This window comes from Embleya sp. NPDC059237, assembly GCF_042754105.1.
In the GTDB taxonomy this organism is placed as follows: domain Bacteria; phylum Actinomycetota; class Actinomycetes; order Streptomycetales; family Streptomycetaceae; genus Embleya.
Genome location: NZ_JBHZAE010000022.1, coordinates 20,011 through 35,313, shown reverse-complemented (window position 1 = coordinate 35,313; position 15,303 = coordinate 20,011). Strand labels below are relative to the sequence as shown.

The window sequence follows — 15,303 nt, the reverse complement described above, 5'->3', positions numbered from 1 at the left end:
TCCGCCCGTCCGGCGCGGCAGCGACCCGCGACCGTTTCCGTGATCCGAGCCGAACTTCTGCCCGTCCGGCGCGGCAGCGACCCGCGACCGTCTCCGTAACCCGAGCCGGACTTCCGCCCGTCCGGCGCGGCAGCGACCCGCAACCGTCTCCGTGATCCGAGCCGAATATCCAGCCCGTCCGGCGTTTGAGGACACCGGGCCGGAGGCCACCGGCAAACGGCAGCCTCCGGCGCCAGGCGGTGCCGAAACCCCTCAGCCGTCCGGCGCTTGAGGACAGGCCGGCCCGCTCCCCAACCGCTACTGCGCCCGACTCGGCGACGACATGTTGAAGTCCCGCACCCGCAGCGCCGGCATCGCCGCCCGCGTGAACCAGTCACCCCACTCGCGCGGATACGTACGCTCGGTCCGCCCCGCCTCGACGGCCCGCCCCAACACGTCCACCGGCGACTCGTTGAACCGGAAGTTGTTCACCGCCCCGACCACCTCGCCACCCTCCACCAGGTACACCCCGTCCCGGGTCAACCCCGTGAGCAGCAGCGTCTGCGGATCCACCTCGCGGATATACCAGAGGCACGTCAGCAGCAGCCCGCGCTCGGTCGACGCGACCATCTCCGCCAACGTCCGCCCGCCGGCCGGCGCGTCCAGGATCAGGTTGTCGATCTCCGGCGCGACCGCGAGCCCCGTCAGCTCGGCGGTGTGCCGATTGGTCCCCAGCGCCGTGAGCACGCCGTCGGTGACCCAGTTCGTGCGCTCCAGCGGCAGCCCGTTGTCGAACACCGACGCCGTGTCGCTCGACGCGTGCGCGATGGTGAACGGCGCGCTCTCCAGGCCCGGGTGGTTCGGGTCGCTGAACAGGGTCAGCGGCAGCTCGGTGAGCCGGTCGCCGACCCGCGTGCCGCCGCCCGGCCTGCTGAAGACCGTACGGCCCTCGTGCGCGTCCCGGGCGCCGCCCTGCCAGTACATGTAGACCATCAGGTCCGCGACCGCCGACGGCGGCAGCAGGGTCTCGTAGCGGCCCGCCGGCAGGTCGATCGTGCGGGTCGCCCAGGACAGCCGCTCGGCGAGGTCCGCGTCCAGCGCCGCCAGGTCCACGTCCCGGAAGTCGCGGGTCGGCGCGCCGCCCCACGCGGAGCGGGTCAGGTCGCCCGACTTGGCGTTCAACTCGACGTGCCCGGTGGGCTGGTCGTGCCGGCGCCGCAGCCCGGCGGAGGTGCCCACGTAGCTGGAGGTCAGCTGGTGCGAGGCGAACCCGTACAGCAGCCGGTCCGCCTCCCGGGCCCGCCCGAACGCGGCGCCCAGCTCCGGCGCGAAGGCCGCGAACACGCCGATGGAGGTCTGCGCCGGCGCCTCGGTGAAGCCGTCGTCCGGGCCGCCCGAGGCCCCCAGGAGCGGTCGCGCGTCCTCGGCCGGACCGGCCTCGCGGGCCGCCGCCTCCGCGGCCCGTACCAGGTCCTCCAGCCGATCCACCGTCACGCCGCTGCGCGAGACCGTCCCGGACGCGGTGCCCTCGGTGCCCGCGACCGTGGCCACCACGGTCACCCGCCGGCCCCGCGTTTCGCCGTTGGTGGTCAGCGCGTTGCCCGCCCAGCGCAGGTTCGCCGCCGACGTCTCCTCGGCGATCACCACGCAGCCGTCCGCCTTCGACAGCGCCAGCGCCCGCTCGACCGTCTCGTCCGGCCGCGTCACCACGGTCTGCCCGCCGCTCATCGACCCGCCTCCTGAACCGTGTTGAGGACCTTCACGCCGCGGAACAGCGCCGACGGACACCCGTGGCTGACCGCCGCGACCTGCCCGGGCTGCGCCTTGCCGCAGTTGAAGGCGCCGCCGAGAACGTAGGTACCGGGACCGCCGACCGCCTCCATCGAGCCCCAGAAGTCGGTCGTGGTGGCCTGGTAGGCGAAGTCCTTGACCTGCCCGACGATCCGGCCGTCCTCGATCAGGTAGGCCCGCTGGCCGGTGAACTGGAAGTTGTACCGCTGCATGTCGATCGACCACGACTTGTCGCCGACGATGTACAGGCCGCGGTGCACCCGGCCGATCAGCTCGGCGGTGGACAGGTCGTCCGCGCCCGGCTGCAGCGAGACGTTGGCCATGCGCTGCACCGGGACGTGCCCGGGGGAGTCCGCGAAGGCACAGCCGTTGGACCGGCCCAGGCCCTGCATCAGCGCCATCCGCCGGTCCAGCTGATAGCCGGTCAGCACGCCGTCGGTGACCAGGTCCCAGCTCTGCGTCGCCACGCCCTCGTCGTCGAAGCCGATGGTGGCCAGGCCGTGTTGCACGGTGCGGTCGCCGGTGACGTGCATCACCGGCGAGCCGTACTTGAGCTTGTTCAGCTGGTCGAACGTGGCGAACGAGGTGCCCGCGTAGGCGGCCTCGTAGCCGAGCGCGCGGTCCAGCTCGGTGGCGTGCCCGATCGACTCGTGGATGGTCAGCCACAGGTTGCTCGGGTCGATCACCAGGTCGTACTCGCCGGCCTCGACGCTCGGCGCCTTGACCCGCTCGGCGAGCAGCCCCGGCAGCGACGCCAGCTCCTCGTCCCAGTCCCAGCCCACGCCCTTGACGTACTCCCAGCCCCGACCGACCGGCGGCGCGATGGTGCGCATCGTCTCGTAGGCGCCCGACTCGCGGTCCACCGCGATCACGGTCAGTTGGGGGTGTATCCGCACCCGCTGCTGCGTGGTCGTGGTGCCGGCCGAGTCGGCGTAGAACTTGTTCTCCTGGACCACCATGCACGTGGCATCCACGTGGTCCACGCCGTCGGCGGCGAGCAGTTCGCGGCTCCACCTCGCCAACAGGCCGATCCGCTCGGCCTCGGGCACGTCGAACGGGTTGATTCGGTACGCCGAGATCCAGGTCTCGTCGGCGTGTACCGGCTCCTCCGCCAGCGCCACTATCTCGCCCGCGCCGGCCGCCTCGCTCACCGAGCGGGACACGCGCGCGACCGCGACCGCCTGCTCGGCGACGTACGCCGCCGCCTCGGGGGTCAGATCCACCCCCGCCGCGAAGCCCCACGCCCCCTCGTGCACGACCCGGACCGCGAAGCCCACATCGGTGGTGTCCACGGACGAGTCGGTGCGTCCGTCGCGCAGCCGGAAGGACGCGTCTCGTACGCGCTCGAAGCGGAAGTCCGCGTGTTCGGCGCCCAGTTCCCCGGCTCGGGACAGGGCCGCGGCGGCCAACTCCCGAAGGGGATAGGCGAGGAACGTCGGATCGATCTCGTTGGGCACCCATTCCTCCATACGTTCGGCCTGTCGGCTCGCGTCGTTCAGTCAACCAGACACGCCGTCGCCGGCATTCCGGTCTCCCGGAAGGACCGGTCGTGTGCTCGGACGGGTCTTGCGCCGGGGCAACCGGAACGAAACATGCCGGAGGCAGGCCGGCCGGATTCCGTCGGTGCCCGAGCGGTGGAGGGGATCGTTCCGTTTTCCGTCGGTCTTGTCGGGTTCCCACAACGAACCGTCCGGGGACGCTGTGCCGGACCGGATTCCCGTTACCCCGGGGTAGCCCGATAGCGTCATCGTGACGCGAGTCGAGGTCTGCCCGGGCGCCACCCGGGACGTGCGTGAGCACGGCCGAGGACGGTCGAGGAACAGTCGGCGATATTCGGGGATACCCCGGAACATCCCAGAACAGAGGAGTGATCCGTTGAGCCGGTCCGTACTGGTCACGGGAGGAAACCGGGGCATCGGCCTGGCCATCGCCCGGGCCTTCGCCGCCGACGGCGACAAGGTCGCGATCACGTATCGCTCCGGCGAGCCCCCGGAGGGGCTGCTCGGCGTGCGGTGCGACATCACCGACGGCGAGCAGGTCGAGCAGGCGTTCAAGGAGGTCGAGGCCGCGCACGGCCCGGTCGAGGTGCTGATCGCCAACGCCGGCATCACCCGGGACACACTCCTGCTCCGGATGAGCGAGGAGGATTTCACCAGCGTCGTCGACACCAACCTCACCGGCACGTTCCGCGTGGTCAAGCGGGCGAGCAAGGGCATGTTGCGGGCCCGCAAGGGACGCATCGTGCTGATCTCGTCGGTGGTCGGGCTGTCCGGCTCGGCGGGGCAGGCCAACTACGCGGCCTCCAAGGCCGGCCTGGTCGGCTTCGCCCGTTCGATCGCCCGCGAGCTGGGCTCGCGCAACATCACCACGAACGTGGTGGCGCCGGGCTTCGTGGACACCGCGATGACCGAGGTGCTGGGCGAGGAGCGCAAGGCGCAGATCCTCAAGGAGATCCCGCTGGCGCGCTACGCCGACGTGGACGAGGTGGCCGGCGTGGTCAGGTTCCTCACCTCCGACGCCGCGTCGTACATCACCGGAGCCGTCATCCCTGTGGACGGCGGACTTGGAATGGGGCACTGAACTCATGGGCGACCTGCTTGCGGGCAAGCGCATTCTCGTCACCGGCGTCATCACCGACGCCTCTCTCGGCTTCCACGTCGCCAAGCGGGCCCAGGAGGAGGGTGCCGAGGTCGTACTGACCGGATTCGGCCGGCTCTCGCTGGTCAACCGCATCGCGAACCGGCTGCCGAAGCCGGCCCCGGTGATCGAGCTGGACGTGACGAACGCCGAACACCTCGCGGCGCTCGCGGACAACGTGCGCGCGCACGTGCCGGCCCTGGACGGCGTCGTGCACTCGATCGCGTTCGGCCCGAAGGACGCCCTCGGCGGCAACTTCCTCAACACCGAGTGGCCCGACGTGGCCACCGCGGTGGAGGTCTCGGCGTACTCGCTGAAGTCGCTGACGATGGCCTGCCTGCCGCTCATGGAGGCGAACGAGGGGCGCGGCGGCTCGGTCGTCGGCCTCGACTTCGACGCGCAGGTGGCGTGGCCGGGTTACGACTGGATGGGTGTGGCCAAGGCCGCGCTCGAGTCGACCTCGCGCTACCTGGCCAAGTACCTGGGCGAGAAGAACATCAGGGTCAACCTGATCTCCTCGGGCCCGGTCAAGACGATGGCCGCGAACAGCATCCCGGGCTTCGAGAAGTTCGAGGGCGTCTGGAACGAGAAGGCCCCGCTGGGCTGGGACCTGCGCGACTCGGACCCGGCCGCGCGGGGCGTGTGCGCGCTGCTGTCCGACTGGTTCCCGAAGACCACGGGCGAGGTCATCCACGTCGACGGCGGCCTGCACGCCATCGGCGCCTAGCCGCGCTCCGCGCGGCGGCGGCTGCGCCGCCCGGCGGCCTCCGGCCGCTCTCCTCGCTGCCGCTCGTCGATCACGGTCGACGATCACGTCGTGGGCGCTGACGCGCCGACGGTGGCGGCTTCGACGGTATAGCCGATCCACAGCCCGATCACCCGGCCGACCAGGTCGGGGGGTCGGGCTGTGTCGTCGCGGATCGCAGGGCCCGGTGGGCGCGCCGACGATGTACGGCCGGCGGCCCGGGCGCCGGCCTCGTTCGCGAACGAGGCCGGGCGAGTGGGTGTAGGAGTGCGCTCAACCGGTCGCGGCGGCGATCGTTGCCGCGATGCCGATCAGGACCGTGATCAGCAGCATGATGCCCAGGATGCCGCCGAGTTGTCTGGCGGAGGACTTGTTCGGGTCCGGCGGCGCCAACACCGTCTGCCGGATCCCGTCGTCGCCGGACTCGGCGGCCTTGCGGGCCAGGATCTCGTTGCGCGCGTCGGAGCGCGCGACTTCCTCCGCGTGTGTGCGCTCCTCGCGGGCCTTGCGGGCCGCCATCGCCCGCTCGTACCGCGCCTTCGAGGATTCGCCGGATGTAGCAGCCATGCGGACGAGTTTCGCAGACCGGAACCACCGGGCCGGCGGAGGGTGAGCCCGACGCTCGACCCGCCGCCCGTCCGCCTTGTACACCCCACCGGCTGGCGGCCCGTGCGTTCGAATCCCCGCCCCGGGAACTCCGGCCGGCCGCCCGGGCGTTGCACACGTGTAGATCCCTCAAACGAGTGACACCTCCCTCGGAAGATCGTTTCGGTATCGCCGCAGGTCACAGGGGTGTTCGGAGAACGTTCCCCTTACACGTATCCCGGTATGCCCCGAGTGATCACCGTGGCCCTCCTTCTCAGGGGTGGGGCCAGCCCTACTACGCAGGTGTGTCTGCCCCCCGGGCCAAGACACCGGTCCGCAGGATGTGGACCCCGGTCGCCCGCCAATAGCGTTTCCCGTGTCGAGGAAAACCTTCGGCAGCGGAGAACATAGGAGCGGGGACCATGGCATCCAGGCGCAATTTGGCCGCCTCGATCGGTGGCTGGAGTGCACAGCATCGGAAAACGGCGGTATTCGGGTGGCTGCTGTTCGTGGTCCTCGCCGTGGTGATCGGCGGTATGAGCGGGACGGACAAGATCACCAAGGCCGAGCGCGGCGTGGGGGAGTCGGGTCGCGCGGCACGCATCATCGACGACGCGGGCATCAGTGAGCCCGCCGGCGAGATGGTCCTGGTGCGCAGCGACAAGCTCGTCGCGCAGGACCCGAAGTTCCGCGCCGCCGTGGACGACGTGATCAACCGCGTCAACGCCACGCAGATCAAGGACAAGGGCCCCGCCACCCAGCACCTGCGCTCTCCGTACGCCGGACAGGGCGGCATCTCCTCCGACAAGCACTCGGCGCTGATCCAGTTCGACATGGCCGGGGACAGCGAGAAGGCCGTCGACAACATCCAGCCGGTCCTGGACGCGGTGGCCGCGGCCCGCGGCGCGCACTCGGACGTGGTCATCGAGCAGTTCGGTGACGCCAGCGGCGACAAGTGGTTCAAGGACACCATCGCCAAGGACTTCACCCGCGCCGAATGGACCGCCGTCCCGCTCGCGCTCGGCATCCTGCTCGTCGCGTTCGGCGCCGTGGTCGCCGCCCTGCTGCCGGTGGCCCTCGCACTCACCGCGTTCATCGCCGCGGGCGGCCTGCTCGCGCTGAGCAGCCACCTGATGCCGGTGGGCGACAACGCGCAGTCGGTGATGTTGCTGATCGGTCTGGCCGTCGGTGTCGACTACTGCATGTTCTACCTGCGCCGGGAGCGGGAGGAGCGGGCCAAGGGCCGCGACCCCGAGACCGCGCTGCGGATCGCCGCCGCCACCTCCGGCCGGTCGGTGCTCATCTCCGGCATCACCGTGATCGTCGCGATGGCCGGCATGTTGCTCTCCGGTCTGAGCGAGTTCGAGTCGATGGCCTCCGCGACCATCCTCGTCGTGCTCACCGCGGTGCTCGGTTCGCTCACCGTGCTGCCCGCGCTGCTGTCGATGCTCGGCGACAAGGTGGACTTCGGCAAGATCCCCGGGCTGGCCAAGATGCGTCGCCCCACCGGCGGCAGCAAGGCCTGGGGCAAGATCCTGGGCGTGGTGCTCACCCGTCCCCGGGCCACCGCGGTGCTGGCCGGCGGTCTGCTGATCGCGCTGACCATCCCGGTGGTGGGCATGAAGACCGCCCAGCTGCCGCTCGACAAGGAACTGCCCACCGACCTGTCCATCGTGCAGACCTACCAGCACATCGAGAAGGCCTTCCCCGGCGGCCCGGCGCCCGCCCAGGTCGTGGTCAAGACCAAGAACCCCGACGACCCGAAGCTCCCCGCGGCCTTCGAGAACTTCCGCCGCGCCGCGATCGCCACCGGCAAGATGCACGAGCCGATCGAGGTCGAGCGCCAGGGCACCACCAACATCTTCAAGATCTCCGTACCGCTCGCCGGCGGCGGGCTCGACAAGACCAGCAACGACGCCCTGGCCACACTGCGGGACAAGGTCGTCCCGGAGACCCTGGACAAGGTCGACGGCATCCAGGACGCCCCGGTCACCGGCAACACCGCGGGCAACAAGGACTTCAACGACAAGCTCGGCGCGGCCCGCCTGCCGATCTTCGCCTTCGTGCTCGGCTTCGCGTTCCTGCTCATGCTGGTGTCGTTCCGCTCGATCGCCATCGCGGCCACCGCGATCGTGCTCAACCTGCTGTCGGTGGGCGCCGCGTACGGTGTGATGACGCTGGTCTTCCAGCACGGCTACGGCGACTTCCTGGTCGGCACCGACGCACCGGGGGCGGTCGTCTCCTGGATCCCGATGTTCCTGTTCGTGATCCTGTTCGGCCTGTCGATGGACTACCACGTGTTCGTGGTCTCCCGGATCCGTGAGGCCTACGACAAGGGCATGAACACCAAGGAGGCCGTGTCGCACGGGATCCGCACCACCGCCGGTGTGGTGACCAGCGCGGCGACGATCATGGTCGCGGTGTTCGCGGTCTTCGGCACCCTGTCGATGCAGTCGATGAAGCAGTTCGGTGTCGGCCTGGCGGTCGCGGTCCTGCTCGACGCCACGATCATCCGCGGTCTGCTGCTGCCGGCCGTGATGAGCCTGCTCGGCGACCACAACTGGTACCTGCCGCGCTGGCTGAACTGGCTGCCGCAGATGGACCACGGCGACGAGGCGGTCGACGTGCCGGCCCCGGCCGCCGAGCCGGCTCCGGCCTACGCCGGGGCGAACGGTTACCAGGCGCCCGGCTACGAGCCGGCGTACCCGGGGACCGGATACGACGAGAACGTGTCCTCCTCGCGGCGGATCCCCCGCCCGCCGGCCGGCTGATCGAAGGTCGGGTCACCACCGGCACCACGCCGGCGGTGACCCGACCACCCGCCACCTCCGCCGAAAGCACGGGTCGGGACCGGATACTCGGTCCCGACCCGTCGTGCGTGTCGGCGCCACCCGCCCGATTCGGCCGGCGCGGAAAACGGAAGCACCGACCCGCAGTGCACAACGGCCGATGTCTGAGAGGCTGAACCCATGGCATCCCACCGACAGCGCAATCTTGTGGTGATGAGGCACGCGAAGGCCGAGTGGCCCGACGGGCCGGACCACGAGCGACCCCTCGCCGAACGCGGCCGCAAGGACGCCGCCGAGACCGGGCACCGGCTGCTCGCCGGCGGCATCACCCCGGATCTGGTGGTGTGCTCCCCGGCGGTGCGCACCCGCGAGACCTGGCGGCTGGTCGGCAAGGTCTACGATCACAAGCCGCACACCGTCTACGACGAGCGGGTCTACGAGGCGAGTGCGCAGGCGCTCCTGTACCTCGTGCAGGAGACCCCCGACGAGGTCGACACGCTGCTGCTGATCGGGCACAACCCGGGAGTGGCCACGCTGGTCAACGCGTTGGCCGGCAGCGGTGAGGACGACACGCTCGTGCGGCTGCGGGAGAAGTACCCGACCTCGGCGGTGGCCGTACTCAGCCTGCACACCCCCTGGTCCGACCTCCAGGAACGCTCGGCCCACCTGACCAGATTCACCACCCCGGCCGGCTGAGCACCGAACCACACACCCAAAACGCCGGACCGGCCCCCAAAGCCGGTTCGGCGCTTCGGTTGTCGGAGCGGCACGAGGCCGACGATTCGGCCGGGGCCCGGCACATCCAGCCCGTCCGGCGTTTGAGGACAAGCTTTTCAGCCCGTCCGGCGTTTGAGGACGGCCCACCCCGGCTCGGGCAGACCCGGGCACGCGGTCGACCCGACCCGGTCGGCCGTACGGCGCTATGCGTCGGCGGCGTCGGCCGCCTCGATCTCGTCCCGCGTGACCCCGAGCAGGAACAACACGGTGTCCAGAAACGGCACATTGACCGCCGTGTCCGCGGCCTCCCGAACCACCGGCTTCGCGTTGAACGCCACCCCGAGCCCCGCGGCATTGAGCATGTCCAGGTCGTTCGCCCCGTCACCGATCGCGACGGTGGCCGTCAACGGCACCCCCGCCTCCGCCGCGAAGCCGCGCAACAACCGCGCCTTGCCCGCCCGGTCGACGATCTCGCCGACCACCCGCCCGGTGAGCTTGCCGTCGACCACCTCCAGGGTGTTCGCCGCGCTGTAGTCCAGCCCCAGCTTCTCCACCAGCACGTCGGTGACCTGGGTGAATCCGCCCGAGACGATGCCGACCTTGTAGCCGAGCCGCTTCAGCGTCCGCACCAGCGTGCGTGCCCCGCGGGTGAGGACGACCTGCTCGCGCACCCGGTCGATGGCACTTTCGTCCAGCCCCGCGAGCAGCGCCACCCGGGCCCGCAGCGACTCGGCGAAGTCCAGTTCGCCGCGCATCGCGGCGGAGGTGACCTCGGCCACCTCGTCCAGACAGCCCGCATGCTCCGCGAGCAGTTCGATCACCTCGCCCTGGATCAGGGTCGAGTCGACGTCCATCACGATCAGCCGCTTGGCCCGGCGCCGCAGCCCGGACGGCTGGACCGCGATGTCCACCCCGCGCTCGGCGGCCTCGATGGCCAGTTCGAGCCGCAGCTTGTCGGTCTCCACGCCGGAGACCTGGAGCTCGATGGCGGTCACCGGATACTTGGCGAGTCGGAAGATCCGGTCGATGTTGGCGCCGGCGTTCGCGATCCGGTGCGCTATCCCGGCGAACGCGTCCGGCTCCAGCGGGTGGCCGAGCACGGTGACGTGCGAGCGGCCCTCGCCGCGCGGGCGGTTGTCGCCGACGCCGGACAGGATCTCCGCCTCCAGGCGCTCACCGTCCGCCCAGCGGTGTACGCCGGCCCGCAGTCGGCCCTCGTCGGTCGGCGTGGTGATCAGGACGCACAGCGTGAGCCGGCCCCGGGTGACGGTCTGCTCGACGTCGACGACCTCGACGGTGTGGCCGGCCAGGACATCGAAAAGGCTCGCCGTCACCCCCGGTCGGTCCTTGCCGAAGATCTTGACGAGAAGAGTGCGCGGCGCATTCATGATGCTTCACGGTACCGGCCGTTCGAGATCGACCGCCGCACCGGTCCACACTGCGAACAGCCGACGAATTGCCCGGCGGGCCGGATTCACCCAGGCCAGGGGCCCGACCGGGTCGGTCCCTGCGGGTCGGGCGGGGGCGGCGGGCGGTGCGTGGGGTCGGGTCTGTTCGAGTACGGCGGCGGTCCCGGCGGCGCGGGTGGCGCCGTGTGGACCGGGCGTGGCGAGCCGGCGGCGAGCGGTGCGGCGTCCGTCCTCCGGTAGCGCACCCAGTCCGCGAGCGCGCCGCCGACGAAGCCCGCACACGCGCCCCACAGCAGCCCGAGCAGCACCGTCCACAGGTAGTCGGCGTGCAGCGACACCGACGCACCGGGGGAGACCACCCCGCCGAACACCGACACCGCGACCTTGAGCTGAAGCTGCATCAGATAGGCGATCACCAGCAACCCGCCGGCCAGCGCCACCGCGAACCGCCACGCGTGCTGATGCGGGCGCACCGACGCGGGCGCCCGCAGCGCCATCAGCGTCCCGCCGAGCAGCAGGAGCAGCGCGGAGAACAGCGGTACGAACCACGCCCGCGAGTCCAATTCGGCCAACCGGTCGATCCGGATCGGCAGACCGTCCCCTGCGGAGGCCTTGACCAGCTTGCCCAGCGGCCCGGGCAGACCGAACGAGAAGCCGCCGCCGGTGGGGTCGGTCGTGGTCGCCTTCCACGGGATGCCCAGGCCGAGCGAGGCGAGCAGCCAGACCGCGTTGGGCAGCGCGAAGAACATGCCGCCGATCATGCGCTTCGGCGCGGGCGCGGAGGCGGCCACGAACGGCGTACCCACCACCCCCGCGACCACCGCGGCGATCAGCACCGCGAGCACCCCGGCCACCGGCGGACGCAGCACCGCCCGATGCCGCAACCACTTCACCGGCAGCGGACCGCGCACGGACACCCCGACGGCGACGGTCAGGGTGATCAGCAGCCACAACGCGCCGAAGGCGAGCGTGCCGGTCACGTCGGTCTCGAACCGGGCCGCGGCGCCCAGGCTGAAGATGTTCATCAGGTCCTGCGCCTTGGCGCCGCCGACCCGGGAGACGAACTGCTCGATGGGCAGCGTGTGTTTGCCCGTCGTCGCCACCACGCCGAGTGCGGCCATGGTGAACACCAGCACCCGCACGCCGTGTACGACCAGGTCCAACGTGCCGATCACCAACCGGTGTCGCAGCGGACGCAGGAACAACCAGCCGAGCACCAGCGCGCCGATCAGGCCGATGCCGAGCAGCATGATGTCGACCTTGCCGCTGCCCTGCGCGAGCGATACGTCACCGGTGAGTCGGCTGAGAATGTCGTCGCCCGTACCGCTCTTCTCGGTGCCTTTCAGGTCGACCGTGCCGCCGACCGCGAGCGCGATCACCGCCGCGACCAGCGCCGGCATCGTGCCCGAGCCCAGATCGTCGGCGCCGAGCAGCCACAACCCGAGCCACGCGGCGGCGGCCATCGCGCCGAACGCCGCGAGCACCGCGCCGAACGCGTGCAGCCACGGCGCGACGCCGCCCCAGGAGGCGGGGCCGGCCGCCGGCCGGGCCGGCGGCGGTGCATTGTGCTGCTGCTGGTTCCAGGCCACGACCGCTCCTGTCACGTGCGACCCGACCGCCGGTCGAGCGGGACAAACTCGACTATCGAGCCGTCCCGAGTCACACGTCAACGGATTCCCCCGGACTCCCCCCACATGCCACCCCCACGCCCCCGCGACCGCGCCCGCCATGATCCGCCCGCGACCGCGCGCTCGCGCGGCCGAGCAACAGAAGGCGAAGTTGATGTCGGAATCGTCCTTCGGAGTGGTTCACGGTGCTTCCGGACGAGAAAGCCTGCCCGGGAGGCCCCCGCGTCCCTACACTCTCGAAGGGTGGGGGACAGCTATACGCCAGAAGGACCGGCAGTGCCGCACCTGACCGTCGGCACCAGCGCCGGCGCGCCCGTGATCCTCGATCCCGGGCGCGAACACGTCGTCGGTCGCGATCCGTCCTGCGCGATCGTGCTCGACGACCGCCGGGTGAGTCGACGCCACGCGATCCTGCGGGTCGGCCCCGACGGCTGGGAGTTCGTCGACGGGAACAGTGTCAACGGCTCGTGGATGCGCGGCAATCGGGTGCACCGCGTGGTCGTCGGCCGAGGCTGCGAAGTGCTGCTCGGCGACCCGGACGACGGCGATCCGCTGCGCCTCGCGCCGGAGACGACCGTCACCGAGGTGGTGCCGCCGCGCATTGCGCGACACGACCACGTACAGATCCCCGAACCGCCCGGCCGCGGCGAAACACCCCCGCATCGCCCCGAATCGCCGTACACCCCCGAGCCGCCGTCGATCCCCGAGCCGCCCTCCGTCCCCGAGCCGCCGCGCCGAGTCCAGGACCGGCCGAACCCGCCGGCGCGCGCGCACATCGGCGCCGGGCCCGCCGTCGACCCGCGCCCGAGCGTGGACCGGCAGCCCAGCATGGTCATCCCGCTCCCGGTCCGCACCCTGCGCATCGGCCGCGCGCTGGACAACGACCTGGTCCTCACCGACCTGATGGTCTCCCGCCACCACGCCGAGTTGCGCACCACCCCCGGCGGCCGGCGCGAAATCGTCGACCTGGGCAGCCACAACGGCACGTTCCTCAACGGCCAACCGATCGAGCGTGCGCTGCTCGGCGAGGCCGACCTGGTCGGCATCGGGCACGCCACCTTCCGCCTCGACGGCCAGGAACTGCGCGAGTTCATCGACACCGGCGAGGTCTCCCTCGAGGTGCAGAACCTCACCGTCAAGGCCGGCAAGCGGGTCCTGCTCGACAACGTCTCCTTCCCGCTCGCCGAGCGCAACCTGCTCGCCATCGTCGGCGGTTCCGGCGCGGGCAAGTCCACCCTGCTCGGCGCGCTCACCGGCAGCCGGCGCGCGGCCAGCGGCAAGATCCTCTACGACGGCCGTGACCTGTACGCGAACAACGCCGAACTGCGCCAGCGCATCGGCCTGGTGCCGCAGGACGACATCCTGCACGCGCAACTCACCGCGCGCACCGCGCTGCGCTACGCCGCGCAACTGCGCTTCCCCGAGGACACCGAGGCGGCCGAGCGCGAGCGCCGGGTCGAGGAGGTGATCGGCGAGCTGAGCCTGGACAAGGTGCCGCGCGGCGCCGCCTCGCCGTACGCCGACACCAAGGTCAGCAGCCTCTCCGGCGGCCAGCGCAAGCGGGTCAGCGTCGCCGTCGAACTGCTCACCAAACCGTCCGTGTTGTTCCTCGACGAGCCCACCTCCGGGCTGGACGAGGGCCTGGAACGTTCGGTGATGGAGAAGCTGCGCGAACTCGCCGACGACGGCCGCACCGTCATCGTGGTCACCCACAGCACCCGCAGCCTGAACGTGTGCGATCGCGTGCTCGTGCTCGCGCCCGGCGGCCGGATCGCCTTCTTCGGCCCGCCCGACGAGGCGCTGCCGTTCTTCGGCAAGGGCGACTGGCCCGAGGTCTTCACCATGTTCGACGACGAGCCCGACCGCGATTACGAGGGCCCGTTCCGTCGCTCGGAGTTGTACGGCAGGTACATAGAGGTGGGCCGGGACCGCGCGCACGCCGAACAGGGCGAGCGGGCGCAGGCGAAGCCGCCCAAGCCGCAGGGCTGGTTCTCCCAACTGACCACGCTGTCCCGGCGCTACCTCGCGGTGATCGCCTCCGACCGCAAATACCTGGCGCTGTTGGCCATAGCGCCGCTGTTCCTGGGCATGTTGTGCCGGGTCATCCCGGGCAAGCTGGTCAGTCCGCCGGGGTCGCCGCCGGGGTCGAACCAGGAGGCGACCACCAAGCTGCTCGTGCTGTTCGTGATCAGCGGCCTGATGGGCACCGCGACGGCGGTCAACGAGTTGATCAAGGAACGCGCGATCTACCGCCGCGAGCGCAGCGCCGGCCTCTCGGTCTCCGCCTACCTCGGCTCGAAGATCCTGGTGCTCGGCATGATCTCGGCGATCCAGGGCGCCGTGCTCACCGCCGTCGCGCTGGTCGGCGTGAAGTTGCCCGCCAAGGGCGTGGTGCTCGGCCCGCCGATCGTCGAGATCGGCATCGCGGTGGTGTTGTCGGCGATCGCGGCGATGGCGGTGGGGCTGGTGGTCTCCGCGTCGATCGGCAGCGCGGAGTTGGCGATGCCGCTGCTCGTGGTGATCGCGATCGTGCAGGTGGTGCTGTGCGGCGGGCTGTTCCCGCTCAACGGCAAGGCAGGCATCGAGCAGATCGCCTGGCTGGCCCCGGCCCGCTGGGCCTTCGCCGCGTCGGGCAGCACGATAGACCTCGCCACCCAACTGCCGCTCAAACCGGGGGAGTCCCCGGACCCGCTGTGGAAGCACGAGCCGGCCGTCTGGTACCGCAACATCGGCATCCTGACCGGCCAGATCGCGATATACGGGACGATCGCGCTGCTCATGCTGCGCCGGCTCGACCCGAAGACGCGGCGTCGGCGCGGCAAGTAGCGCGCTCCGGCCCCGGCGGGGTCCTCACGGCCGTACGGCGGCCGGGATCGTGCTCGTCAACACCTCGGGTGCGGCCCTGGACGGCGCGGGCGGCGTCACCGGCTTCCGGCACGTCTCCCTCGCCTGCGCGGCGATTGCCGTGGCGTCGGCCTCGGCGTCGGCCGTTCTGCCGGCGCGCGATCGACCGGACCCGGATC

At 71.1% G+C, this 15,303-nt stretch carries 10 protein-coding genes; 5 read left to right on the top strand and 5 right to left on the bottom strand.

Going from position 1 to position 15,303, the window contains the following annotated elements; genetic code table 11:
• Window positions 1-297 precede the first annotated feature (297 nt).
• Together ACFXKZ_RS44095 and ACFXKZ_RS44090 are read right to left on the bottom strand one after the other, a co-directional pair.
• Window positions 298-1,707, bottom strand: coding sequence for a metallopeptidase TldD-related protein (locus tag ACFXKZ_RS44095; protein ID WP_380011072.1), 1,410 nt, complete (start codon window positions 1,705-1,707; stop codon window positions 298-300).
• Window positions 1,704-3,227: a TldD/PmbA family protein gene (locus ACFXKZ_RS44090; RefSeq protein WP_380011070.1), complete on the bottom strand. Its 1,524-nt coding sequence runs from the start codon at window positions 3,225-3,227 to the stop codon at window positions 1,704-1,706. Before ACFXKZ_RS44090 ends, ACFXKZ_RS44095 begins: the two co-directional genes overlap by 4 nt.
• Before the next feature lie 418 nt (window positions 3,228-3,645).
• Here ACFXKZ_RS44090 and fabG point away from each other — a divergent pair, with 418 nt between their 5' ends.
• On the top strand, window positions 3,646-4,350 hold the full coding sequence (gene fabG / locus ACFXKZ_RS44085) for a 3-oxoacyl-[acyl-carrier-protein] reductase (RefSeq protein WP_380011068.1): 705 nt from the start codon (window positions 3,646-3,648) through the stop codon (window positions 4,348-4,350).
• Window positions 4,351-4,354: 4 nt separating this feature from the next.
• Window positions 4,355-5,134, top strand: a complete 780-nt coding sequence (gene fabI / locus ACFXKZ_RS44080) for an enoyl-ACP reductase FabI (RefSeq protein ID WP_380011066.1) — start codon at window positions 4,355-4,357, stop codon at window positions 5,132-5,134.
• A 291-nt stretch (window positions 5,135-5,425) separates the two neighbouring features.
• On the opposite strand, the gene ACFXKZ_RS44075 is transcribed toward fabI, so the two are convergent.
• Window positions 5,426-5,719: a hypothetical protein gene (locus tag ACFXKZ_RS44075; RefSeq protein ID WP_126641373.1), complete on the bottom strand. Its 294-nt coding sequence runs from the start codon at window positions 5,717-5,719 to the stop codon at window positions 5,426-5,428.
• 440 nt (window positions 5,720-6,159) lie between these two features.
• Between ACFXKZ_RS44075 and ACFXKZ_RS44070 the strand changes: the two genes are divergently transcribed.
• Window positions 6,160-8,508 (top strand): MMPL family transporter, encoded by a 2,349-nt coding sequence (locus ACFXKZ_RS44070; RefSeq protein ID WP_380011061.1) that lies wholly within the window; start codon window positions 6,160-6,162, stop codon window positions 8,506-8,508.
• Window positions 8,509-8,706: 198 nt separating this feature from the next.
• Window positions 8,707-9,222, top strand: a complete 516-nt coding sequence (locus ACFXKZ_RS44065; protein ID WP_078977748.1) for a histidine phosphatase family protein — start codon at window positions 8,707-8,709, stop codon at window positions 9,220-9,222.
• A 224-nt stretch (window positions 9,223-9,446) separates the two neighbouring features.
• Here the strand turns inward: ACFXKZ_RS44065 and serB are convergent, their stop codons facing one another.
• Together serB and ACFXKZ_RS44055 are read right to left on the bottom strand one after the other, a co-directional pair.
• On the bottom strand, window positions 9,447-10,631 hold the full coding sequence (gene serB, locus ACFXKZ_RS44060) for a phosphoserine phosphatase SerB (RefSeq protein ID WP_380011057.1): 1,185 nt from the start codon (window positions 10,629-10,631) through the stop codon (window positions 9,447-9,449).
• A gap of 86 nt (window positions 10,632-10,717) precedes the next feature.
• On the bottom strand, window positions 10,718-12,241 hold the full coding sequence (locus ACFXKZ_RS44055) for a streptophobe family protein (RefSeq protein WP_380011054.1): 1,524 nt from the start codon (window positions 12,239-12,241) through the stop codon (window positions 10,718-10,720).
• Window positions 12,242-12,556: 315 nt separating this feature from the next.
• Between ACFXKZ_RS44055 and ACFXKZ_RS44050 the strand changes: the two genes are divergently transcribed.
• Window positions 12,557-15,106 (top strand): FHA domain-containing protein, encoded by a 2,550-nt coding sequence (locus ACFXKZ_RS44050; RefSeq protein ID WP_380011051.1) that lies wholly within the window; start codon window positions 12,557-12,559, stop codon window positions 15,104-15,106.
• Window positions 15,107-15,303 lie beyond the last annotated feature (197 nt).

What these genes read in the sequence shown, in the direction of transcription:
- ACFXKZ_RS44070 (WP_380011061.1), top strand. Translation starts at nt 6,160, where the DNA reads ATGGCATCCAGGCGCAATTTGGCCGCCTCGATCGGTGGCTGGAGTGCA.
- serB (WP_380011057.1), bottom strand. Translation starts at nt 10,631, where the DNA reads ATGAATGCGCCGCGCACTCTTCTCGTCAAGATCTTCGGCAAGGACCGA.
- ACFXKZ_RS44075 (WP_126641373.1), bottom strand. Translation starts at nt 5,719, where the DNA reads ATGGCTGCTACATCCGGCGAATCCTCGAAGGCGCGGTACGAGCGGGCG.
- ACFXKZ_RS44065 (WP_078977748.1), top strand. Translation starts at nt 8,707, where the DNA reads ATGGCATCCCACCGACAGCGCAATCTTGTGGTGATGAGGCACGCGAAG.
- ACFXKZ_RS44095 (WP_380011072.1), bottom strand. Translation starts at nt 1,707, where the DNA reads ATGAGCGGCGGGCAGACCGTGGTGACGCGGCCGGACGAGACGGTCGAG.
- fabI (WP_380011066.1), top strand. Translation starts at nt 4,355, where the DNA reads ATGGGCGACCTGCTTGCGGGCAAGCGCATTCTCGTCACCGGCGTCATC.